The organism is Carboxylicivirga marina (genome assembly GCF_016612505.1).
Lineage (GTDB): Bacteria > Bacteroidota > Bacteroidia > Bacteroidales > Marinilabiliaceae > Carboxylicivirga > Carboxylicivirga marina.
The window spans coordinates 22,198-46,852 of sequence record NZ_JAENRR010000028.1 but is presented as its reverse complement, the minus strand read 5'-3'; the positions used below and the strand labels follow the sequence as shown (position 1 = coordinate 46,852).

General features: G+C 38.2%; 21 protein-coding genes. 14 read left to right on the top strand and 7 right to left on the bottom strand.

Annotated features, from left to right (window positions below):
* Positions 1-7: 7 nt before the first annotated feature.
* The 4 genes from JIV24_RS12595 to JIV24_RS12580 all read right to left on the bottom strand — a co-directional run bounded on the left by JIV24_RS12595 (position 8) and on the right by JIV24_RS12580 (position 6,022).
* Positions 8-1,333, bottom strand: coding sequence for an OmpA family protein (locus JIV24_RS12595; protein ID WP_200465403.1), 1,326 nt, complete (start codon positions 1,331-1,333; stop codon positions 8-10).
* 180 nt (positions 1,334-1,513) lie between these two features.
* A complete protein-coding gene (locus JIV24_RS12590) occupies positions 1,514-3,454 on the bottom strand; it encodes a protein-disulfide reductase DsbD family protein (protein WP_200465402.1) in 1,941 nt (646 codons plus the stop codon).
* Between the two features lie 513 nt (positions 3,455-3,967).
* Positions 3,968-5,515 carry an Rne/Rng family ribonuclease gene (locus JIV24_RS12585; protein ID WP_200465401.1) on the bottom strand — a complete coding sequence of 516 codons (1,548 nt, stop codon included), beginning with the start codon at positions 5,513-5,515 and terminating at the stop codon, positions 3,968-3,970.
* 222 nt (positions 5,516-5,737) lie between these two features.
* Positions 5,738-6,022 carry an HU family DNA-binding protein gene (locus JIV24_RS12580; protein WP_200465400.1) on the bottom strand — a complete coding sequence of 95 codons (285 nt, stop codon included), beginning with the start codon at positions 6,020-6,022 and terminating at the stop codon, positions 5,738-5,740.
* 122 nt (positions 6,023-6,144) lie between these two features.
* On the opposite strand from JIV24_RS12580, the gene mutY reads away from it, so the two are divergent.
* From mutY to JIV24_RS12550, 6 genes are all read left to right on the top strand, one after another.
* Positions 6,145-7,176, top strand: coding sequence for an A/G-specific adenine glycosylase (gene mutY / locus JIV24_RS12575; protein WP_200465399.1), 1,032 nt, complete (start codon positions 6,145-6,147; stop codon positions 7,174-7,176).
* 62 nt (positions 7,177-7,238) lie between these two features.
* On the top strand, positions 7,239-7,715 hold the full coding sequence (locus JIV24_RS12570; protein WP_200465398.1) for a single-stranded DNA-binding protein: 477 nt from the start codon (positions 7,239-7,241) through the stop codon (positions 7,713-7,715).
* A gap of 17 nt (positions 7,716-7,732) precedes the next feature.
* Entirely contained in the window at positions 7,733-9,055 is a 1,323-nt protein-coding gene (gldE, locus tag JIV24_RS12565) for a gliding motility-associated protein GldE (RefSeq protein WP_234445819.1), read from the top strand.
* Between the two features lie 4 nt (positions 9,056-9,059).
* Positions 9,060-9,635 (top strand): gliding motility lipoprotein GldD, encoded by a 576-nt coding sequence (gene gldD, locus JIV24_RS12560; RefSeq protein ID WP_289048417.1) that lies wholly within the window; start codon positions 9,060-9,062, stop codon positions 9,633-9,635.
* A 4-nt stretch (positions 9,636-9,639) separates the two neighbouring features.
* The gene (locus JIV24_RS12555) at positions 9,640-10,263 is read left to right on the top strand and encodes a 4'-phosphopantetheinyl transferase family protein (RefSeq protein ID WP_200465397.1); all 624 of its coding nucleotides are present in this window, start codon (positions 9,640-9,642) and stop codon (positions 10,261-10,263) included.
* 11 nt (positions 10,264-10,274) lie between these two features.
* Entirely contained in the window at positions 10,275-11,012 is a 738-nt protein-coding gene (locus JIV24_RS12550; protein ID WP_200465396.1) for a geranylgeranylglyceryl/heptaprenylglyceryl phosphate synthase, read from the top strand.
* Here the strand turns inward: JIV24_RS12550 and JIV24_RS12545 are convergent.
* On the bottom strand, positions 11,002-12,615 hold the full coding sequence (locus JIV24_RS12545) for an alkaline phosphatase family protein (RefSeq protein WP_200465395.1): 1,614 nt from the start codon (positions 12,613-12,615) through the stop codon (positions 11,002-11,004). The genes JIV24_RS12550 and JIV24_RS12545 overlap by 11 nt on opposite strands.
* Positions 12,616-12,677: 62 nt before the next feature.
* Positions 12,678-13,028 carry a DUF190 domain-containing protein gene (locus tag JIV24_RS12540; protein WP_200465394.1) on the bottom strand — a complete coding sequence of 117 codons (351 nt, stop codon included), beginning with the start codon at positions 13,026-13,028 and terminating at the stop codon, positions 12,678-12,680.
* A 250-nt stretch (positions 13,029-13,278) separates the two neighbouring features.
* Between JIV24_RS12540 and JIV24_RS12535 the strand changes: the two genes are divergently transcribed.
* The gene (locus tag JIV24_RS12535; RefSeq protein ID WP_200465393.1) at positions 13,279-15,435 is read left to right on the top strand and encodes an elongation factor G; all 2,157 of its coding nucleotides are present in this window, start codon (positions 13,279-13,281) and stop codon (positions 15,433-15,435) included.
* 56 nt (positions 15,436-15,491) lie between these two features.
* Here JIV24_RS12535 and JIV24_RS12530 read toward each other — a convergent pair whose 3' ends face one another.
* Positions 15,492-16,694, bottom strand: a complete 1,203-nt coding sequence (locus tag JIV24_RS12530) for a T9SS type B sorting domain-containing protein (protein WP_200465392.1) — start codon at positions 16,692-16,694, stop codon at positions 15,492-15,494.
* Positions 16,695-16,842: 148 nt separating this feature from the next.
* Between JIV24_RS12530 and JIV24_RS22800 the strand changes: the two genes are divergently transcribed.
* From JIV24_RS22800 to dnaJ, 7 genes are all read left to right on the top strand, one after another.
* A complete protein-coding gene (locus JIV24_RS22800) occupies positions 16,843-19,122 on the top strand; it encodes an ATP-dependent helicase (RefSeq protein WP_200465391.1) in 2,280 nt (759 codons plus the stop codon).
* 131 nt (positions 19,123-19,253) lie between these two features.
* Positions 19,254-19,856: a DUF4290 domain-containing protein gene (locus JIV24_RS12520; RefSeq protein WP_200465390.1), complete on the top strand. Its 603-nt coding sequence runs from the start codon at positions 19,254-19,256 to the stop codon at positions 19,854-19,856.
* A gap of 30 nt (positions 19,857-19,886) precedes the next feature.
* On the top strand, positions 19,887-21,191 hold the full coding sequence (gene murA, locus JIV24_RS12515) for a UDP-N-acetylglucosamine 1-carboxyvinyltransferase (RefSeq protein WP_200465389.1): 1,305 nt from the start codon (positions 19,887-19,889) through the stop codon (positions 21,189-21,191).
* A gap of 313 nt (positions 21,192-21,504) precedes the next feature.
* Positions 21,505-22,035, top strand: coding sequence for a TlpA family protein disulfide reductase (locus JIV24_RS12510; protein ID WP_200465388.1), 531 nt, complete (start codon positions 21,505-21,507; stop codon positions 22,033-22,035).
* Positions 22,036-22,052: 17 nt separating this feature from the next.
* A complete protein-coding gene (locus JIV24_RS12505; protein ID WP_200465387.1) occupies positions 22,053-22,580 on the top strand; it encodes a TlpA family protein disulfide reductase in 528 nt (175 codons plus the stop codon).
* 203 nt (positions 22,581-22,783) lie between these two features.
* Positions 22,784-23,383: a nucleotide exchange factor GrpE gene (locus JIV24_RS12500; protein ID WP_200465386.1), complete on the top strand. Its 600-nt coding sequence runs from the start codon at positions 22,784-22,786 to the stop codon at positions 23,381-23,383.
* Positions 23,384-23,395: 12 nt separating this feature from the next.
* The gene (gene dnaJ / locus JIV24_RS12495) at positions 23,396-24,547 is read left to right on the top strand and encodes a molecular chaperone DnaJ (protein ID WP_200465385.1); all 1,152 of its coding nucleotides are present in this window, start codon (positions 23,396-23,398) and stop codon (positions 24,545-24,547) included.
* Positions 24,548-24,655: the final 108 nt, after the last annotated feature.

The following is a 24,655-nucleotide window of genomic DNA, read 5'->3' as shown; positions in this document are numbered from 1 at the left end:
TCGTCAATTACTCAACTATTACAAATAAATCAACACGCCTGTTGACCAGATGAAGCCCGCGTGGAGCCAATTTTTGTGTGTCAGATAATAATTCAGCTTCACCCTTATAATCTATTTCAAAGCGATTTCTATCAATTTCATATTCATCAACAAAAACTTTTAATACAGCATTACAACGACGTTGACTAAGTTTGATATTGTAATCGTATGAGCCTCTCTCGTCGCAATATCCAACGATCTTCACTCTGAGTGATTTATCTTTGCCCATGACATAAGCTGCTTTAGCTAGTGTCATGTGCGCATCTTGCGTGATTTCTGATTTGTCATAATCAAAAAATACTGAAGCCGACATGGTTTCTTTGTATTCAACGGATTCGGTGACAATGGTACTTGTATCTATTGAGGTGGAATCAAGCAAAGCCATGTATTCTATTTGTTGTTTCAACGAATCTAGCTTATGAGCCATTGGGTCGTCCTTGCGCTGGCGTTTGTAATTGATGTTGAAATCTTTATAGGTCCAGGCTGCGTGTCGTTTATTTTTCTTACCTATTTTGTAGGTTAAGTTTAATGATGTAAACATGTATCCATCATTATCAGCTCCTGATAGATTAACATCGAGGTTATCGGCATTCATATGGCGCATCATTATTTCGGTGCCTACATCAAAACTTTTGCTAATGCGATATTTTACACCGAGACCAAAGGGGATAAGTACTTCATTTCTACGAGCTGTTTCAATCTCCTGATAAGGTTCGTTTTCGGGGAAACGACGTTCATATCCATACACAAGGTAGTCGGTGGGTAGCCATCCATGAGGTGATGGGTAGCCGTCAATGGATTCATAAACATCTTGTACTTGAAGTATTTCATTTGTTTCTAAATCAAATTGTTTGCTTCTGAAATAGGTAAGTCCAATTCCTAACTTGGCATAGATATTCCACCTGTCGCCAATGGGGCCAAAAATGGCTAATTGATTCACGTTTAGTGTGCCGTTTATGGTAACATCATAAAAGTCACCTTCAAAATAGCGTCCGTTTTTCTCACCATACATATCGGCCATCATCCATTGCAAATCAATGCCCCATGGACGATTAAATTGTTTACTAATCATTATCGTAGGTGCAAATTTCCAGTTGCCACTTGGCATGGCAGTGTAATCAATGACATCAACATAGTAAATTACCGGACCGCCCCCAATGGTTACCGACCAGGTATTATACTTGTTACCTCTTCTGAATATTTGTTCTTCGGATAGCTGGCCGGCATTTGTTTGCGCCATCGTCCAGTTACACACTAGAAGTATGGTAGATAGAAGAATTATTAACTTATTCATGCGCCTCTGATTAATACTAATAATGTATTAAATCTAAGGTATTTAGCTATTGCTAAAAAGTGAAAGAAGTAAGATTTTTACTAATTGAATGATTTCATCCATAAACGTTGTGTAATTCCTGCCAAAAGAAAAGCCCTTCCAATATGGAAGGGCTTCTTAAATAGTTGTTTTATCTGCTGATTAACGATTTTTGTACTTGTCTAAACCGTCTAATAACCAGTTTTGATATTTCTTAATATCCGGATCGTAAGCCACAGGCGTATTAAGTGTTTTTTCGTTTTCGTCGATGATGACATAATATGGTTGTCCTTGCTGTTGGTAACGTTCCATCTGGAATTCCGCCCACTTTTGTCCAACCGTTCTGATTTTCTTACCTGTAATCTCTGAGATATATGGCTCATCTAGTTTCTTTCTGATGTCAACATACAGTGAAACTAGGATGTAATCATTAGAAAGTAAGCCTTTAACATCCTGATTTGACCACACTTTGTCTTCCATTTTACGACAGTTAGTACAACCCTTACCAGTGAAATCCAATAATAATGGCTTATTTACTTTTTTAGCATAAGCTAATGCCTGATCGTAATCGTCAAACGCCGGTATCCCTTGAGGTCCATAATGCATGCCTTCTGGCATTCCTCCATGCTCGCCTGAACTTACAATGCCCTGAACAGGTGTTTGATCGCCTACTCCAAATGGTGATTCGGCATAGTCTTTTGATGGTGGCATACCGCTAATTAAATTAACTGGTGCTCCCCATAATCCAGGAATCATATAAATGGTAAATGCTAATGTTAGTATACCTAATAAGAAACGTGAAACCGGAATGTGCTCCATTGGTGAATCGTGTGGCAAACGAATTTTTCCTAATAAATAGAAGCCCATTGCACCAAAGATTGCCACCCAGATAGCGATGAATACCTCACGCTCAAGAATGTGCCATCCCATTGTCATATCGGCAACCGATAAGAATTTGAAAGCAAAAGCTAACTCTAAAAATCCAAGGATAACCTTTACAGAGTTTAACCAGCCACCAGACTTAGGTAATGAGTTTAAGTACCCTGGGAATGCTGCAAATAATGCAAATGGTAAAGCTAGGGCCAACGAGAATCCTAACATTCCAACAATAGGTCCCATATAACCTCCGGTAGCTGCTTTTACAAGTAATGCGCCCACAATTGGTCCGGTACAACTAAACGATACAAGTGCTAATGTAAATGCCATAAAAAAGATACCGATGAATCCACCTTTATCCTCATTCTTAGTGGTGAAATTGATTAATGAGCTAGGCATTACAATTTCAAATGCTCCAAAGAATGAGATGGCAAATATTATCAGAAGCAAGAAGAAGAATATATTAAACCAAACGCTGGTTGACAATTCATTAAGTGCACTCGCTCCAAAAATGGCCGATACGGCTACTCCTAAAATAACATAGATAACAATAATGGAGATACCATAAATAATCGCATTTTTGATACCAGCTGCTTTAGAAGTACTTTGCTTCGTAAAGAAACTCACAGTCATTGGTATCATTGGAAATACACATGGCGTTAATAAGGCTGCCAGACCACCCCCGAATGCCAAGAAGAATATTCCCCAATAAGACTCTTCTTTTTCGTCAGAGCTCTCAGTACTTGCTACTTCAGCGGTTACAGGTGCGGTAGTATTAACTGTTAATTCAAAGTCAACCATTTCAGGAGGCATACATGTTTCATCGTTGCAAATCATCGATTCGATGTAGCCTTTAATAATAACATCACCTTCTTGTTTAAGCTGAATGACTTTCTTGAAGGTTGCTTTTTTCTCAAACCACTTCAACTCAGCATTAAATGTTTCATCGAAATGTGCTGTGGCTTTCGGTTCTTCAATAATGCCATCCAAGATGCTGTATGCTTCGCTTTCTTCAACTTCAATACCTGTAGGAACAGCCGTGTTCTCAGGTAGATCTGATGAATAAACGTGCCAACCGGCATCAATAGTTGCTTCACAAATGATTTCAACCTTTCCTTCTTCAATGTTTTTGGTAGAAAACTTCCAGGTAATATGTTGCTCCATTTGGGCAAAGCTGCCTGCAAAAACGGTCAACATTAGTACCAATGCTGTTAATGTCCTTTTCATACGTTTTAATTTGTTTTCAGTTGCCGTATACAACTCGCAATGCGTAATATGTAAAATAATAACTTACCTATATGCGTTGCGCGTTAACTTGTCTTTATTAATTAGGTGCTTATGTTTGTTAAAGTATAGTTTCTTATACATCTAACATCAATAGCATTTATTCAATTTTTGGTCTGTATAGTTTAGTCGTTAATTCTTTTCAATGCTTACAATTATTGCTCTAATTTGGAGCGTCATATTGTACTGAAGTTCTCAACATATTTAATTCTATACATGTCTACAAAGTTACAACAATTAGTTTGTTCGAAAGCTATCGTATTTTGTTATCACAACGTTAATGTGCCTTCTATTACATGATTTTAGGCACTCATGATTAGTGCGGCTAATCGTCAATGCTAAAAGTCATAGTTTGTGTTACAATTATAAAGACACCTGTGTAGGCATAGTGGGTGACATTCGTGGAGAGTGTTTTTGTATGACTTACATCACTATAAACAAAAAAAGGTTGACCTATTAAAGGTCAACCTCATTCTTTTCATTATCTAATATCTTGTATTCTAGGATTCCTAGAGAGTCGGAAGGTACAACGCTTAGGCCATGTGTATATTTAAATTTCCACTTTAACACTTGAGATGGAAATCCTTTTTTTAGATACGCATGCACCATAGGGTGTACTTTCAGGATCAATTTCTTCATTTTTAGGTCTTGCACAGCCTTCTTTACAGCGGCTTCAATTTTTTCGGGCCAGAATAATGATGGAACGATGGTTCCTGTTCCATTACATGTGGGGCATCCTTCGGCAGTATTAATATGCATTTCAGGTCTTACTCGTTGGCGTGTAATCTGCATTAAGCCAAACTTACTTAAAGGTAAGATATTGTGCTTAGTGCGATCAGAGGCCATGGCCTGTTTCATTTTTTCGAAAACCTTTTGTCGGTTTTCGTTATTCTGCATATCAATAAAGTCAACTACTATGATACCACCCATGTCTCGTAATCGTAATTGTCTGGCAATTTCATCGGCAGCAGCCAGATTCACTTCTAAAGCATTGTTTTCTTGATTAGAAGCTGATTTTGAACGATTACCACTGTTAACATCAATAACATGAAGGGCTTCGGTATGCTCAATTATTAGGTAAGCACCGCTTTTAAATGATACGGTTTTACCAAATAGAGCTTTAATTTGACGATTGACCATAAATTGGTCAAAAATACCAGCTGCTCCTTTGTATTGTTTTACAATCTTTTGTCGGTCGGGGCTTATTAAACCCACGTACTCTTTAATCTCCTTACATACTTCTTCGTCATTTACATAAATTGAATTGAACGAAGGATTAAGTATGTCTCTTAACAAAGCAGTTGTACGTCCTATTTCACCCATTACTAAACCGGGAGCTTTTACATCCTTTATGCGCGATGTGTGCTCCTCCCAGCGTTTAACAAGCATTCGTAATTCTTTGTCTAATTCGGCTGCTTGTTTGCCTTCAGCTACGGTTCTGATTATAACCCCGTAGTTTTTAGGTTTAATACTCGTTAAAAGTCGTTTTAGTCTTGCTCTTTCATCTGAAGAAGAAAGTTTTTGACTTACAGAGACTTTGTCGGAGAATGGTAATAGAACAATGTTTCTTCCTGCTATTGAAAGTTCTGATGTTAACCTTGGGCCTTTGGTAGAAATTGGTTCTTTAGCTACCTGAACCAATACTTGTTGACCTGCTGTAAGAACTTCCGGAATGGTTCCGTTTTTATTAATGTCGGATTCCGGTTTTAACTTGTGCAATGACACAACTCCTTTCTTAGCTTGTGCAATGTTCAGAAATTTCTGTAGGGAACGAAATTGTGGACCAAGATCTAGATAATGTAAAAAAGCATCCTTTTCGTATCCTACATCAATAAATGCGGCGTTTAATCCTGGCATAATCTTTTTGACTTTACCCAGATATATATCACCAACAGCAAATTGAACATTACTTGTCTCCTTGCGGAGCTCTACTAAGCGCTTATCTTCCATTAGTGCTAATGAAAGATGATCAGGAGTGACATCTACAAACAGTTCTGCATTCACTATATGATCGCAATTTTATTTCAAAGATCGTTGTATATAAATACAAACAACAAACAGAAAGTATACTACTTTCTGTTTGCTAAATTTTTAAGACGTATAGAAGATTACTTCTTCTTCTTATGACGATTTTTTCTTAATCTTTTCTTACGCTTGTGCGTAGCCATCTTATGTCTTTTTCGCTTTTTTCCACTCGGCATGGCTCAACGTTTTAAATGGTTATAATTACTTTACGTTATTCTTCACTTTTGTTACGAAGCTCTTAGAAGGCTTGAACGATGGGATGTAGTGAGCAGGAATGATAATTGTTGTATTCTTAGAGATGTTGCGAGCTGTTTTTTCTGCACGCTCTTTAACAACGAAAGAGCCAAAGCCTCTCAAATACACATTCTTACCCTTAACCAAAGAACCTTTGATAGTATCCATAAAAGCTTCAACAGTCTTTTGAACTGTAACTTTTTCAATTCCAGTATTTTTTGAAATTTCGTTTACGATATCAGCCTTTGTCATTTTTTCTTAAAATTATTTAATTATCAATTATTTACGGTCTTTTTCTGAAATTCAGATTGCAAAGATAAATGAAATCTCAATAAAAAAAAACAAAAGCATTATTTTTGCATAAAATTTTAATAATGACCGATTTCGCAATAAAACTACAGCAATGGTTCACGGTTAATAAAAGGGAGCTTCCATGGCGTATGGTTAACGATCCCTACAAGGTATGGTTGTCGGAAATTATATTGCAGCAAACACAAGTGGTTCAGGGTGAAAGTTACTATCTTAAGTTTGTAGATTCTTTTCCTACCGTGTTCGATTTGGCAAGTGCGAGTGAAGATAGAGTACTAAGACGTTGGCAAGGTTTGGGATACTATTCGCGTGCTCGCAACCTACATGCCGCTGCCAAAACGATTGTGGATGATTATAATGGGGTGTTTCCGAATACATTTAATGATATAATAAAGCTTAAAGGTGTTGGTCCGTATACGGCCGCAGCGATAGCATCTATCTGTTTTGATGAGCCTTGTGCTGTGGTTGACGGAAATGTGTTTCGTTTTATATCTCGATTGAAAGGTATATCGACCGCTATTGATAGCACAGTTGGAAAAAAGGAATTTAGCCAGATAGCTGATGAATTATTAGATAAAGAAAATGCGGGCGAGCATAATCAGGCAATGATGGAAATGGGTGCTTTGGTTTGTCGTCCGTCCAATCCGTTATGCCACGATTGTCCATTTAATACAGATTGTGTTGCGTTGGCAAGCAAGCAAATTGGCAACTTACCTTACAAAGAAAAACGCACAAAGCAACGTGCGCGATATTTGCATTTCTTTCTGATTCGTAATGAAAATAAAATCGTATTGGAAAAACGTAATGCTAAGGATATTTGGAAAAACTTATATCAATTACCATTGAAGGAAACAAGGTCTGCCAAGAAAATTAAGTCTTTTGATTTAAGGGAGAGTCAGCCTCTATTTGTGAAAAAATACAAGCACATACTTAGTCATCAGATACTTTATGCATCCTTTTACTTCGCCGATAAGAGTGTCTTAAGTCAATTAGAAGGGGAATATTTCGATGTTGATTTAGAACTGCTCGATGATTACGCATTTCCGCAACTGGTGGTTAATTTTCTTAGTGATGTAGGTGTAGTTAAAACGGATTAAGCTACTTTTGTTTTAACTTTAAAGTTTCGTATTTTTAAAATCGTAAACCTAAACACAATAGCATGTCGGTTAATAAAGTAATTTTAGTAGGAAATGTAGGGAAAGATCCTGAAGTAAGATACTTGGATAATGATGTTGCAGTAGCTAACTTTTCTATCGCTACAACTGAGAGGGGTTATACATCGCGTGATGGACAAACGGTACCTGATCGTACCGAATGGCACAATGTAGTTGCCTGGAGGGGCCTTGCTAAAGTTGTTGAGAACTACGTAAAAAAAGGGACTCAATTGTTTATTGAAGGAAAGATAAGAACCCGATCGTACGACGATAAAGATGGTAACAAACGTTATGTGACGGAGGTGTATGCCGATAATTTGCAAATGTTAGGACGTAAGTCTGATAACCCTGGCTCTTCTGACCAAGCCGGAGGAGCAATGAATACGTCACAGCAGCCAGCTCAAAATGCGCCAAGCCCTAACAATGCTGCGCAAGAAGACACATTCCTTGGTAACGATGAGTCAGATGATCTTCCATTTTAATAGATAAACATAAATTATTGGAAACCGAAAGTATTAGTTTGATATTCTCTTCCATCGCTGACGGATTGGATTTTTTACCTTTCACTATAGGTACGCTGCTTGCAATTATAATTAACCTTTTCTTATTATTGTTATCAGCAATGATCTCAGGGTCTGAGGTGGCATACTTTTCATTGGATCCTCAGGATATTAACTACCTGAAGGATAATGAGAGTAAACGCAATAAGCAAGTCTTAAAACATCTGAAAGATAAAGAACTCTTATTGGCTACAATCTTGATAAGCAATAATTTTGTTAATGTAGCCATCGTTATTTTAACTTCGTTCATTGCTGCTGCAATTGTTGATTTTGGAGAGAATGCTACTATTAAATTTATATTCGAGATAATCTTTATAACAGGTATTATTCTGTTTTTTGGTGAGATTCTTCCAAAGGTTTATGCTTCACAAATGTCGAGGAGATTCGCCGGTTTTATGGCTTATCCACTGATGGTCCTAACCAAAGTGCTTAAGCCATTGAGTTTGATTCTTACGAGTTCTACCAACCTGGTTAATCGTCGCATGTCAAAGAAGTTCAGTAATTTATCGATGGACGACATTTCACATGCCTTAGAACTAACCGGTAGTGACATATCAGATGAAAAAGATATACTTGAGGGCATTGTCAAATTTGGCAACATTGATGTGTCTGAAATTATGACCGCAAGGGTTGATGTTATTGATGTTGAGATAAAAAGTCATTATAATAAGGTGCTTCAGGTAATTATCGATTCGGGTTATTCGCGCATTCCGGTTTTTGATGAAACACCTGATAATGTCAAGGGTATTTTGTATGTCAAAGATTTGCTGGCACATTTAGATGAAGAGGTTGATTTTAAATGGCAATCCTTGATTCGGAAAGCTTATTATGTGCCTGAAACAAAGATGATTAATGATCTGTTGGAAGAATTTCAGTCTCAAAAAATTCACATGGCCATTGTGGTAGATGAATATGGTGGTACCATGGGGATTGTGACGCTTGAGGATATTCTTGAAGAAATAGTTGGTGATATTAGTGATGAGCTAGATGCCGATGAGGAGTTTTTTACAAGAATGCCCGACGGGACAATTGTTTTTGAGGCCAAAGTGCTTCTGAACGACTTTCATAAAATTACAGATACTGACGAAGAGATGTTTGAATCGGTAAGGGGTGAAGCAGAAACACTGGCAGGATTAATATTGGAACTTGAAGGCCAAATTCCTCAAAAGAATGATGTAATAGAATTTGCTAAATGTAGATTCACAATTGAAGCTGCAGATAACCGACGGATTAAAAAAGTAAAGTTCGAACTTAAAAAATAATGTGGTGAAGAGTAGAGGAGTTATAATGATGGTCGTGATACTGATGCTAGGACTATCTTGCAAGAGACATCACACGCCTAAGCCAAGAGGGTATTTTCGAATTAATATGCCCGAGAAAGAATATGAACTTTTAAACAAATCATTTCCTTATCAGTTTGAATATCCTAAATATGCTAAAGCAGTTGTTGATACTAGCTCGAATGCTGAGAAGTATTGGCTTAACCTGGTCTTTTCTGAGTTTAACGGACAGTTGCACATTAGCTATAAGGCGATAAATAATAATTTTAATGAGCTGATGGAAGATAATCGGAAGTTAGCTTATAAACATACCATTAAAGCAGATGCTATTAATGAACGCCTGTTCTATAACGAAGAAAGTAATGTATCAGGCATATTGTACGAGATAAAAGGCGATGCAGCCTCTCCGATGCAATTTTATGCCACCGATAGTTTAAGACATTTTATTCGTGGCTCACTATATTTTAATGCTATTCCAAATCAAGATAGCTTGTCACCTGTAATTAATTTTGTGCAAGACGATGTTATTCGTTTAATGGAAACCATTCGGTGGAACAACTAATAATATGGCCATTTATTCGCAAATAGATGTCGCAGAAAAACATCAGGTTGCTGTATGGAGAATCGATGAAAGTGTGGAAGAACTCCTTGGCTTGGTTGATATTACAGATGCAGACAAAAAAGTGTTAGATGCGTTTAAGCTCGAGAAGCGAAAAAAGGAATGGTTAGCATCACGTTTACTGCTTCAAAAGCTTATCGGACAATATCCTCATATTGTATATAACTCAAATGGCAAACCACAGTTGCAAGGTGATCAGCGCTTTATAAGTATATCGCACACCAATCGTTATGCGGCTGTTAGTGTGTCGCAAGAACCGACAGCACTTGATATTGAAATTTGCTCAGGCAGAGTTGACAAGGTTGCCAATAGGTTTGTTCATAATGATGAGCAAACTTATATAAAGGCAGGTGAGCGGACTCAATTTTTGACAGTTTTATGGTGTGCCAAAGAAGCGCTTTATAAATACTATGACATTTATGGAGTAGTTTTTAAAGAGCAGTTTAGAGTTAAGCCTTTTCAACTCGGTAAGACAGGAAAATTAGATTGTACATTTATACATGAAGCCCGAACGAAAGAAAATAGTCTTACATTTGAAATTAATGATGAATATACTTTGGTGTATTGTTAAAGAGGCAAATTATGATATTTGATAAAATTCTTGAGTGCTATAAACGAAACGAGAAACAATTGGCTGTGTTGATTGATCCTGATAAGTTTTCGTTTGAACGCATCTCTGAAATAAAGCACTTATTTGCCCAATCACCGCCTGATTTATTACTGGTTGGAGGCAGTCTAATAAGTGCCGATACCAGTCGCTTTATCAAAGAGCTAAAATTACATGTTGATTTACCAGTTATCCTATATCCCGGTTCATCAATGCATGTTTGCAAGCAAGCAGATGCGGTGCTTTTTTTATCACTCATATCTGGACGTAATCCTGAATTTCTAATCAGTCATCATGTGGCTGCTGCCCCTGCATTAAAAAAGCACAATATTGAAGCTATCTCAACCGGTTATATGTTGATAGACGGGGGAGCAAACACCTCTGTTCAATATGTTAGTCAGTCGCTGCCAATTCCTTCCGAAAAAAACGATATAGCTATTGCCACGGCTCTGGCAGGACAATTTCTAGGAATGAAAACCATTTATATGGATGCTGGTAGTGGAGCTAAAAAGTCCATTTCGCCGTCAATGATAAATGCAGTAAAAGAAGCCATTGATATTCCTCTAATGGTTGGTGGCGGAATAAGAACTGAAGAAGGAGTGAGAAAAGCCTGCAAAGCCGGTGCTGACATAGTTGTTGTTGGAAACATATTGGAACAGGATATGTCCTTGCTAACCGGCTTTTACAATGCTGTTAAGTCATTTACCGAGTAATGCCTTGTAGAGGGATTCCTTCACATCCATTCGGAAATGGTATTTCAAGAAATGAGCTAATAGTAGGTGCCAGATTAACCATTGGTACAGCACGATAAATTGTATTAGGCTGTACTTTCCATCCGTAAAATATTAACGGCAGATTAGATGCACTCCAGTGTCGGTTCATAATACTTCCATCTTCCATTTCTTCTGCCCAACCTGGGCTTAATTTAATCACGATGTCGCCAGAGCGATGGGGATGATAGTTATGTTTCAGGCTTCTTAAGGAGGAAATGTCTGATGAGGAAATCTTCAGTTCTGATATCGGCATCGCAAATGCGATACCTCGCATATCACTTAAAAAGCGGGCAGACTCTTCCGTTATTTCAATTACATCAATTTTCTTATCCTCGATTAGTTCGTGGTTTAAATACATTTGACCGTCATGGTAGGCTAACACCCATTTGCCTTGTCCGTATTTAGCCATTAAAAAGAGATTCAATAATGATGAGGCTTTTTGTCCGCTAAATAAGCCGGTTGGAATGCCATGCTTTGCGTTTTCGTCAATGGGCCTTACTGGCGCTGAAATTGAGGTGGTTATAATTAATGTATTCTCTAATCCAACTTGCTTATCAATGGTTTTTAATAAACCCTCAATTTCCTGATCCAAGCGTAAAAGCAAATCTTCAGTTTCGGCATCAAAAGCGCCATGTATATCTCCATGAACAGCCTTTGCGGTAAATTGCAGAGTAATCACATCTGTTACATCATCTTTTCCGTATTGCCCGTTAATGATTTGTGCCATGGCAAAGTCGCGGATGTATTTGTTGCCATATGGTGAGTGTAATACCGGAACGTAGGCGCCATTTCCTTTTTGTTTTTCTAGTGAGTATAAAAAGTCAGCACTTCTGACTCTTTGCTCACTAAAAAATTTCATTTGATGGTATTGGCTTAAATCTTTAAGAGGGCCCCATTTGCGTTTACTATATGTGTGAAGGAGGTCTTTTTTGTTAAATTTTCTGGCCCAATCGGGTAATGGTTTAATGGCATCGCTTTGTGGTACGATAACAAATTCTCCGGTGTTAGGCTCAACCCGATAAAGGTAATCCGGTTTGTGCCCTCCTGCCCAAACTAAAAAATTGCGATTAAAGCCAATAGCAGTAACTCTTGATGTACCATTGTTCATCCATTTTAATTCATCTGTAAAGGTTGATGTTAATAAACGGTCGGCAGTTGGGTAACGGTCATTTTCATTGCTTTGGATAAAGAGATCGCCATAAGCTGCATTTACTTCTTTTCCCCTTAGTCGGTCATACCACCAACTTGATACGATGCCATGTGTTGAAGCATAAGCGCCTGTATAAACCGTTGCTAAATTGCATCCATAGTAGGTAGAACCGGCAGGATAAGAGGCGTTTCTGTAGAATGAACCGGCATTAATCATTCGATTAATTCCATTGGCTGAGAATTGATCGCGAAACGCTACAATCTGCTCTGTACTTAACTGATCAATGAGTATGAAAACGACCAGACGAGGGCGTGGTGAAGGTGCTTTTTGGCTATAACAAATTTGTATAATAAATAAGGCTGCCAAAGAAATTAAAAGACTTTTCTTAATCATAGTTATAGGTTTGTCATTTTTATATCTATTGCTAACAAGAATCATTCTGTCGGAAAACAGATTTATTTACTACTTCCTTTGTAAAGAAATACATGTACTTCTTCCGCGAATATAATTCCCCCGCAATTAGCTTTCTCAATCAATTTAGTTGCTATTTCGGCAAAGCTTTGTATGCGCTCTGCTCTGTCAATTAGTTCAATAGTAACTGGTTGCTCTGTTGTTAATGTAAAGACCTTACTATTGTTTAGGATGCTATCAGCACCATATGAAATTAAACCTTTATAAACTGTAACCCCAGCCATCTTGTATTTTTTTGCTGCAAAAACAATGGCTTCATACAACGGTCTTTGGTATACTCTATCTTCTTCCCCAACGATCATCTTCAGTTTCTGAGCCTCTCCGTTTAATACCATTGTGTGAGAATTATTAATGAGAGTCCAAATTACGTATATTAAGTATGAATTTCAACCATGATAGTACATCATCGTATCTCCTGTTCAAATAAAAGACTTAATGGTCTTATTATGTTCTGATATTGAGCGTATAAAAAATAATTTGTGGATGTACTTTGGGTTAATTAACTTGTATCTTATCTAAATATTACTAATTTTACAGATACCCATAATTTACCTAAAATATTTACAAACTCTTAAATTAAGCTTTATGAAAGTATACCAAGCTGATCAAATAAAAAATCTTGCGCTGCTCGGTGGTAGCGGCTCTGGTAAAACCACTCTTGCCGAGGCAATGCTGTTCGAGGGCGGGGTCATTAAGCGTCGTGGTGACGTTTCAAGTAATAATACAGTATCTGATTATAACCGAGTGGAACATGAATATGGTTACTCGGTTTTTTCATCGGTATTATTCACCGAATATTTAGGTCGTAAATTTAATATCATTGACTGTCCTGGTTCGGATGATTTTATTGGTGGAGCCATTACTTCATTAAATGTTACAGATACAGCCTTGATGTTGTTAAATGCAACACAAGGAGTAGAGGTAGGTACCGAAAATTTATTCAGGTACACCGATGAGCATAAGAAGCCAGTCATTTTTGTTGTCAATCAATTGGATAACGAAAAGGCTAATTTTGAGCAAACAATGGAGAGTGCTACTGAAACTTTTGGTAGTAAGGTGGTTATAGTACAGTATCCGGTTAATGTAGGTCCTGATTTTAATGCCGTGGTAGATGTTCTTAAAATGAAGATGTACCAATGGGGTGCTGATGGTGGAGAACCGCAAATTCTTGAAATTCCGGCAGACCAAAAAGAAAAGGCAGATGAGCTTCATAATGTATTGGTTGAGGCAGCTGCTGAAAATGACGAGCCTTTAATGGAATTATTCTTCGAAGAGGGAACCCTTAATGAAGATCAAATGCGACAGGGCATTCACAAAGGACTCATTGCCCGTGATATGTTTCCGGTATTCTGTGTGTCGGCTGAAAAAGATATGGGTGGTCGTCGTCTGATGGAATTCCTGGGTAATGTTGTGCCTAATGTATCGGAGATGCCAACGCCTGTTGCTGGTGACGGAACAGAGGTGCCTTACGATGTTAACGGTCCAACGTCCTTATTTGTATTTAAAACAAGTATTGAACCACACCTGGGTGAAGTCTCGTACTTTAAAGTAATGTCGGGGCAGGTGGAAGAAGGTATGGATTTAATTAACGTTAATCGTAATGCTAAAGAGCGTATTGCTCAGCTATATTGTGTTGCAGGTAACAATCGACATAAAGTTGAAAAGTTAGTAGCCGGTGATATTGGTGTTACAGTAAAGCTTAAAGAAACACATACAAATCATACATTAAACACCAAAGGAACGGAGTTTGTGTTTGATGCCATTAATTATCCAAATCCAAAGTACCGTGCAGCTATCTCGGCTATAAATGATAGCGATGATGAAAAGCTTGGTGAAGTATTGCAGCGCATGCACGAAGAGGATCCAACTTTAAGTGTTGAATACTCGAAAGAACTGAAGCAAATTATCGTATTTGGAATGGGTGAGTTCCATTTAAATACAATGAAATGGCGTATTGAGAATAATGACAAGATTGAGATCGAATTCTTAAATCCTCGTATTCCGTATCGCGAAACAATTACAAAGGTAGCCCGTGCTGATTATCGTCATAAAAAGCAAAGTGGTGGTTCTGGTCAGTTTGGTGAAGTACATATGATTATTGAACCATTTTATGAAGATATGCCAACGCCTGCCACGATGAAGATTGAAGGGCAGGAAATTAAACTAAATGTTAAAAACGAAGAAATCGTGAAGCTGCCTTGGGGTGGTAAGCTGGTATTTAATTCATGTATTGTTGGAGGTGCTATTGATGCCCGTTTCTTGCCAGCGATTATGAAAGGTATAATGGAAAAAATGGAGCAAGGACCTTTAACAGGTTCATATGCGCGTGATATCAGAGTGTTTGTTTACGATGGTAAAATGCACGCCGTTGATTCTAATGAAATATCATTTAAGTTAGCCGGACGTCATGCCTTTAGTGAAGCATTTAAAAATGCAGGGCCTAAAATTCTGGAGCCGGTGTATGATGTTGAGGTAAAAGTGCCTAGCGATCGTATGGGTGATGTAATGAGTGACTTGCAAGGTCGACGCGCTATGATCGAAGGGATGTCGAGCGAAAAAGGTTTCGAAGTAATTAAAGCTAAGGTGCCGTTAAAAGAAATGAATAAGTATTCAACTTCATTAAGTAGTATTACCGGTGGACGTGGATTTTATTCAATGGACTTTTCAGCCTATGATAAGGTGCCACCTGAAATTCAGGTTGAGTTAATGAAGGCCTTTGAGGAAGAGGAAAAAGAAGACTGATGATAAAAGAAAAGGAGGGTTTAGCCCTCCTTTTTTATGCTTTACAGATTAATGCTTTAATTGACAATTAAGTGAACTGCACCTTCCAGCTCTTCCTTTTCACCGGGATTATAACCCGTCGCTTCAATTTTATAAAAATAAACCCCTGGTTCGGCTTTGCTGTTGCCTATTCGACCATCCCAGCCTACTTCCGGATTACTCGATGAGTACACTTTTCTACCCCAACGATTATAGATTAGCATCGTGAATTTATTAACCGAACGATATGAAACCCTGAACTCATCATTCTGTCCCGGACTGCTAAAAGGAGTAAAAGCATTGGGTACTTTAACCGACATCTCATTTACTGTAAATACGACAGGTGCGGTCTCGCTTTCACATTCCGATTCACTATTTTTTACGTAGAGCACTACCGGATATCCATCTTCGGCATATTTCTGAAAGGTAAATATAGGATCGGCAACAAAATCTTTGCCTGCTTCGCCAAATGTCCATTCCCAATCAGTAACCTTGCCAAGCGACTCATCGGTGAATCTGACAATCATGGGAGCAGAGCCTTCGGTTGCTTCATTGTCAGCTGTTCCTTCTGTCTCATGCGAGAATTTAGCTTCAACGGCAATGGCAACATAAGCATAACCTGCTTGAACTGGCACGATGCCCGAAGCGAACTTATTACCAACTACAACAGAATATTCTGAGTCATCAGTTGGCGCATCAATAAATCGGGTATAATTATCTTCATCACTAACGGGTCCGGCAGGTACTGAGGTCCACTCGTGACCATAATCAACCGTTAGCTCTCCATTGTCACTAACATGTCTGTAATATGCCAGTGTTTTATTTTGTGTATAAGCTGTTAATCTCAGGTTATCGCATGATGCAAAAGGTACACCTATGGAGTCGATTTGCGGCACAGGTACAAAATTCCAGCAGTAATAAGGTTGTGCGTCAACATCAACTCTGTAACCACGTTCAGTTATATTGGAAAGCGTTGCTGTTGTGGCTCCGACAATCGGTTCAAAGCTGCTCGTAGCTGTTGAATACTGATACCATTGGTAGGTTGCTCCTCCCGGTGCTGTTAAGGTGGCTGTGTTTATATCAGTATAAAAAAAGATTGGGTCCTCAGCGGCACCGCCACCATATTGTGTTGGCTCAGTGTAAAACGCATTGGAACTTATTTGTGCTTTAATAGATGTGGCTATCAGTACAAGCGATAGAGAAAGTAGTACCCGGCCTATTATTGGTTTAATTGATTGCATGTTCAGCTTAGTTAATTCAATAATGCTTTTCAAAGCTATAATAAATCTTCTAACGATAAAAAGGATAATATTATTACATTCCAATTCGATGGTATCAAATGAACTCCTATTTTTGCAACTGAAAATTCATATTTAAATCATCATTATTGTGCAGGATTATTTAAAGGGATTAAATGAAGCTCAACGAAGTGCCGTTGTTGAAACAGATGGACCATCGCTGGTAATTGCTGGTGCAGGTTCGGGTAAAACGCGTGTGTTAACCTTTCGCATAGCGCATTTGTTGAGTGAGGGAGTTAAACCATATCGCGTGTTAGCTTTAACTTTTACCAATAAAGCTGCCAAAGAAATGAAGGAGCGAATTGGCTCAGTTGTTGGTCAACACATTGCCGGTAGCCTTTGGATGGGAACTTTTCACTCTATTTTTGCACGTATCCTTCGTTATGAATCCAAGCACCTTGGTTACCCTTCATCGTTTACAATATATGATTCGCAAGATTCAAAAAATCTGGTTAAGAGCATTGTTAAAAAAATGAAGCTTAACGAAAAAGCCTACAAACCAGGTAGTGTGTTAGCGCGTATTTCAGCAGCTAAAAATGATTTGGTGACCCCGGTTGTGTATGCACGCGATGTTAATCGAATGACCCATGATAAGGCATCCCAAATGCCAATGATTCATGAAATTTATGCCCGGTATATGAAAGAATGCTACAAGTCGGGTGTAATGGATTTTGATGATTTGTTGCTCAATACCAATATTTTATTTCGCGACTTTCCCGATGTGCTAAAGAAATATCAAGATCAGTTTGACTTCATCATGGTTGATGAGTATCAGGATACCAATTACTCGCAGTATCTGATCATTAAAAAGCTGGCCGAGAAACATAAGAATATTTGTGTGGTTGGTGATGATGCGCAAAGTATTTATAGTTTCCGAGGTGCTAAGATTGAGAATATTCTCAATTTCCGTAACGATTACCCAGGTTATAAACTATTTAAATTGGAGCAGAATTATCGTTCCTCTCAAAATATTGTGAATGCGGCTAATAGTATTATTGAGAAGAATAAAGGTCAAATTCAGAAGAACGTATTTTCGGCCAATGATTTAGGTAATCCTGTGCGTGTTTTAAAAGCCTATTCCGATGTTGAGGAAGGTTTCTTAATTACCAATGATATTTTTGAGAAGCGCATGAAAGAGCATCTCGAATATAAAGACTTTGCAATACTGTATCGGACAAATGCTCAATCGAGGGTGTTTGAAGAGGCGCTCAGAAAGAAAAATTTACCGTATAAAATATATGGAGGCTTATCTTTTTATCAGCGTAAAGAGATAAAAGACTTACTGGCCTATTTCCGATTAACGATTAATCCGGCTGATCAGGAGGCTTTAAAAAGGGTTATTAACTATCCGGCCCGTGGTATTGGAAAAACTACCATGGATAAATTAATCCTTGCCGCTGATTCAAGCGACCAAAGTCTTTGGAATATTCTTATTAACCCTAATATTTCACAACTTGGCATCAATGCCGGAACACAGAAGAAACTAGCCAACTTTGTGGCACTTATTGCGCAATTTAAAGCCCAATTAGAAAATTTGTCGGCTTATGAACTGGCAGCTGAAGTAGCTTCGGCTAGTGGCATCATGAAGGATTTGCATAACGACAAGTCTATTGAGGGGCAAGGTCGTATGGATAACATAGACGAATTGCTAAATGGTATTAAGGATTTTACTGATTCAAAACAGGAGGAAGGTGAGCCCGCTAAGCTTGTTAATTTCCTTGAAGATGTTGCCTTATTAACCGATCAGGATAATGAAAAAGCGGATGATATTAATAAAGTGACATTAATGACTATCCATTCAGCAAAAGGACTGGAGTTTAAAAATGTTTACATTGTTGGTGTTGAAGAAGGACTGTTTCCGGGCACGCAATCAACCGATAGTGAAAAGAATCTCGAAGAGGAGCGACGCTTGTTTTATGTGGCTGTTACACGAGCCGAAAGCAATGCTACAATTTCCTTTGCCAGATCACGATATAAATATGGAGAATTGACATACAGTCGTCCAAGTCGTTTTATTGGTGATATTGACCAGGCATACCTCGATGTGAATCCTGAAGATTTTGTGAGTAATGAAAAGCCACAGCCTTCATTCAGAAAGCCGGGACTCGGGCAGGCAAACTCAAATTTAAAGCCACGCATTCGGATGAATTATACCTCCGAAGCAGGACAATCGAAGCCAAAAATCAATTTTAACGCATCAAATACTTCTGGATTGCAAGCAGGTATGCGTGTGGAGCATGAGCGTTTTGGGCAAGGAGAGGTGGTTAGCATTGAAGGAGTTGCCCCCAATGTAAAAGCCACTGTAAAGTTCAATAATGCCGGGCAGAAACAATTATTACTCAAATTTGCCAAACTAAAAATTTTGACTTAGTTTTGTGGCATTCAGTTACTGCGCTTATAAACAACAAAGTAACACTACTCCGAAAGGAATTATTAAAGAAGATTCCGTAGAACAACCACCGTTTGAAGGATATAAAACAAGTAAGATTTTAATACCAATTAATGGATTACAATTCTAATCGCAAAAATTTGATTCTGCCTGAATATGGCCGTCATATTCAAAAAATGGTTGACCATGCTGTCACTATTGAGGATCCAGAAGAAAGAGCCAAGTGTGCTAAAACCATTATTGGCATAATGGGAAACATGTTTCCACATTTACGTGATGTAAATGATTTCAAACACAAATTATGGGATCATTTGGCAATAATGGCCGACTTTAATTTGGATATCGAATATCCATATGAGTTACTTGAAAAAGAGGCATTGACCAAAAGACCTGATAAGATGCCGTATCGAAATAGTAAGATTTCATACAAGCATTATGGTGAGTTGGTTGAAAAGATGATTGCTAAAGCCATTTTACTCGAAGATGAAACAGAGCGTAAGATGCTGAGTGTGATGATTGCTAATCACATGAAGAAGTCATTATTTATTTGGAATAAAGATTCGGTTACAGATGAACGTATATTTGATGATCTAAAAAGATTATCGAAGGGCGTATTATCTGTCGAGGAAGGCACTCGTTTAACAGAGTTTAAAGAGCAGCACCAAAATCGTAACACTCGCAAGAAACGACCACAGAACAAGCCTAAGAAAAAGTAAATACCCACAATTGCCCTAAATATTTTCGCAATGAATTGCTTTGAAATCGAAGGCGGCCATCGCCTGAATGGAGAAATTACACCTCAAGGTGCTAAAAACGAAGCTTTACAAGTTATTTGTGCTGTATTATTAACTTCTGAGAAAGTTACTATTAATAATATCCCTGACATTGTTGATGTCAATAACCTGATTGATTTATTAGGTGAAATGGGCGTTGTTATTAATCGACTCAACAGAAATACTTGTGAATTTACAGCAGCTAATGTAAATCTCGAATTTCTTCAAACCAAAGAATTCAAGAAAAGAGCATCTTCATTGCGAGGATCTATTATGATTATGGGGCCATTATTGGCTCGGTATGGCAAGGCTTATTTCCCTAAACCAGGAGGCGATAAGATTGGCAGGCGTCGTTTAGATACCCATTTCATTGGTTTTGAAAAGCTAGGTGCTCGATTCAATTTTGATGCCGAGGATATTTTCTATACGGTTGAGGCTTCGGAAATGAAGGGTACGTATATGTTACTTGATGAAGCATCGGTGACTGGTACTGCCAATGTGCTAATGGCTGCTGTTTTAACGCCTGGCACTACAACAATATATAATGCCGCTTGCGAACCTTATTTGCAACAGTTATCGCGCATGCTGATAGCTATGGGTGCCAAGGTGACAGGAGTGGGTTCTAACTTGTTAACCATTGAAGGTGTTAAGGAGTTAAACGGTTGTAATCATACTATTCTGCCCGATATGATTGAGGTAGGCAGTTTTATTGGTATGGCTGCCATGACCAGTTCAGAGATTACTATTAAAAATGTGGGTGTGGAGCATTTGGGTATTATCCCAATGATGTTTCAACGTATGGGCATTAATCTTCAAATTAAAGGAGACGATATTTATATTCCTTCCCAGGAATCATACGAAATTGATACATTTATTGATGGTTCGATAATGACCATTGCCGATGCGCCCTGGCCTGGGCTAACACCCGACTTACTAAGTGTATTTCTTGTGGTTGCTACACAAGCAAAAGGTAGTGTGCTGATACACCAAAAGATGTTTGAGAGTCGCTTGTTCTTCGTTGATAAGTTAATCGACATGGGCGCAAGAATCATACTGTGCGATCCACACAGGGCTACCGTTATTGGCCTTAATAAAGAAACAGCATTGAGAGGAGCTGTTTTAACATCACCGGATATACGTGCTGGGGTTGCATTATTAATTGCTGCATTATCAGCACAAGGCAAAAGTACCATTCAAAATATCGAGCAGATTGATAGAGGTTACCAGAATATCGATCAACGTCTTCAAAATCTGGGGGCACGCATTCGTAGAATTTAAAATACTTTAACATTATTTAGGTGTATAATAGGCTGGTAATTAGCCTATTTAGATTTATTCTACACAAATAATTTAGACTATTCACATTTTAAGATGCAGATATTCAGGTTGTTATTGTTTAAGATTGACTAATATAAAAATAGATTCTACAAAAACAAGTGTGTTATAATTGTTGCTTGAAATCATTCAATTTACTTTTGCATACAGAAATCACACACTTCATCACATAAAACTGCATGTTCATCTAAAAAGAAAAAATACCTCGTTTATTTTTCTGAAACTTTACACCGATAATTAATTCAATTAACGTATCATGAAGCAGCTAAAGTTAATATTAGCTACTGTAACTGTGGGCTTGTTCTTTTTGTCATCTATTAGTGACAATCAGGATGCTATAGTTGGTTTGGAAGCCGGTAATAAAGCACCGGAGTTTCAAACCCAGCTTATCGATGGTACGCCATTTAATTTAAAAGACCTGGAAGGAAAAATGGTTCTATTAAATTTTTGGGCGTCCTACGATGCACAGTCACGCATGAATAATTACCATTTGAATCAACTGTATTCGCAATATAAACAAGCTTCTTTTTATAAGGGGGAAGAGTTTGTAGTGGTAAGTATCTCGCTTGACCGTTTTAAAGCACCACTAAACCTTGCCATTGAGCAAGATGAAACCATGGAATTTATGCATATCTGCGAATTCATGGGCGCTAACAGTAGTATTAGCAAGATGTATAACATCAATCAGCCGGTTAATATTCTTATTGACGGTGAGGGACGTATCATTAATTCAGACGTCAAGTATTCAACGATTGAAAAATCGCTAGCCTTTCTTGCTTCGATTTAATCTCACAACAACTTTTTATGAAACAATTAGCTAAATACTCTTTAGGGGTAATTATTGTATTTATGGTATTTTCCGTTTTTTCTGGGCATGCTCAGAAGAAAGGAACTGACATTGGCGATATTGCTCCAAATATTAATCTTCGTAATCCGGATGGAAAAGTGATGGAGTTGGAAGCACTACGTGGTCAATTGGTTCTTATCGATTTCTGGGCCAGCTGGTGCGGACCTTGTCGTCGTGAAAATCCTGTTGTGGTAGAAGCGTTTAATACATACAAGGATAAAACTTTTAATGCTGGTGACGGCTTTACTGTTTTTAGTGTTTCGTTGGATAAAAAGCAAAAAGCATGGGAGCAGGCTATTATAGATGATAAGCTAAGTTGGCCTTACCATGTAAGTGATTTAGCCGGTTGGAATAGCAGGGCGGCGGCAATGTACGGTGTCAATGGAATTCCAATGAATTTTCTTATTGACAAAGATGGAATCATCATTGCTAAAAACCTTCGAGGACATCACTTAAAATCAACACTACAAGGCTTAGTAAAATAAGCTGATAAAATGGCAAAAAGGCACTTTCAAATATGTTGGAAGTGCCTTTTGTCATATCAGGCGGTAAGTATTGCAAGCAATTTCTATTAAAACTGTCATTTTGTCTATCCTTAATAACTTGGCAGAATAATTGTAAATTTGCAGCGTTGAATTCTGCCTTGTGAAAGCAGAACGTAAATGAGAAACAAAAAAAGCTAGATATAATGGATAAGAAGTCATCTAAAAAGGAGAAAGCTAAAGAGAAGGCAATGGATGCGCAAGCCAATGAGAGGATTAATGAAATGAATGAAGAGGTTTCTGAGGAGCAAAACGAAGAGAGCAACGAAGAACAGACTGAAGATGTTCCTGAGCAAAGTGAAGAAGAGGCAGCAATTGAGAAGTTGAAAGAAGCAAATGATAAATACCTTCGTTTAAGTGCTGAATATGATAACTATCGTCGTCGTACTTTAAAGGAGAAAATGGAATTGACTAAAACTGCTGGTGAAAGTATCCTATTAGCCTTACTACCCGTTATTGATGACCTTGACAGAGCCATGAATCATATGGATGAAGCCAAAGATGTAGATGCATTAAAAGAAGGGATGCAATTGATTCATACCAAATTCAATGACTTTCTTGGGCAGCAGGGTATGAAAGAGATTGAAGCAAAAGAAAAAGATTTTGATACAGATGTCCATGAGGCAGTTACTAAAATTCCTGCCCCAAGTGATGAGATGAAAGGGAAAGTGATTGATTGTATCGAAAAGGGCTATACATTGCACGAAAAGGTTGTGCGTTTTTCAAAAGTCGTTGTAGGCGAATAAATAAGCTGAACTATGTCTAAAAGAGATTATTATGAAGTGCTGGAAGTGTCAAAAGGTGCTTCAAAAGATGAAATAAAGAAGGCCTACCGAAAGAAAGCCATAAAATTTCACCCGGATAAAAACCAGGGCGACAAAGCAGCTGAAGAGAAGTTTAAGGAAGCAGCTGAAGCATACGAGGTTCTTTCCAGCGACGAAAAACGTCAGCGTTACGACCAATATGGGCATGCCGGTGTTGGTGGTGCTGCTGGTGGTGGCTTTGGTGGCGGAGGTATGTCTATGGATGACATCTTCTCGCACTTTGGCGATATTTTTGGTGGCGGCTTTGGTGGATTCGGCGGTTTTGGTGGCGGTTCATCACGTGGCGGTCGTCGTGTGAATAAAGGTTCGAACCTACGCGTAAAAGTAAAGCTTAACCTGAGTGAGATTGCCAATGGTGCTGAAAAGAAAATCAAGGTTAAGAAATATGTAGAGTGTAATCACTGTAGTGGTTCAGGTGCTGAAAATGGTTCTTCATACAGCAACTGTTCAACTTGTCATGGTAGTGGCCAGGTTACACGAATTTCTAATACCATATTGGGACAGATGCAAACAGCATCAACTTGTCCGACTTGTGGTGGTGAAGGAAAAATCATTACTAACAAGTGTAATCACTGTGCTGGTGAAGGTATTATGCGAGATGAAGAAATCATTAGTCTTAATATTCCTGCTGGGGTAGAAGAAGGCATGCAATTATCCGTTTCGGGTAAAGGTAATGCGGCTCGCCGTGGTGGTGTGAATGGTGATTTATTGGTGCTGATTGAAGAAGAGAAGCATCCTGAATTAGTTCGTGACGGTAATAACCTAATCTATAGCTTAAATGTGAGTATCCCGGATGCCATACTTGGTATGACAGCTGAGATTCCAACGGTTGAAGGTGCTGTTAAGGTGAAGATTGATGCTGGCACACAGCCTGGAAAAATTCTTCGTCTGCGTGGCAAAGGACTACCTGAGGTGAATAGCTATGGTCGAGGTGATTTACTGGTACATATTCAGGTTTTTATTCCGAAGGACCTGGACAAAGACGAGCGTAAAATCGTTGAAAAGTTCAGAGGTGCCGAAAGTTTTGAACCTAAAAAAGGAAGTGGAGAAAGCTTTTTTAGTCGAATGCGAAACATGTTTGATTAATATTTATCCTCAAATACGATTGAAACCGGCCTTAGAGCCGGTTTTTTGTCACTTATTTTTAAGCTTTCATGTAATATTTATGAGCTTTTATTTTTGCTCATACACCAT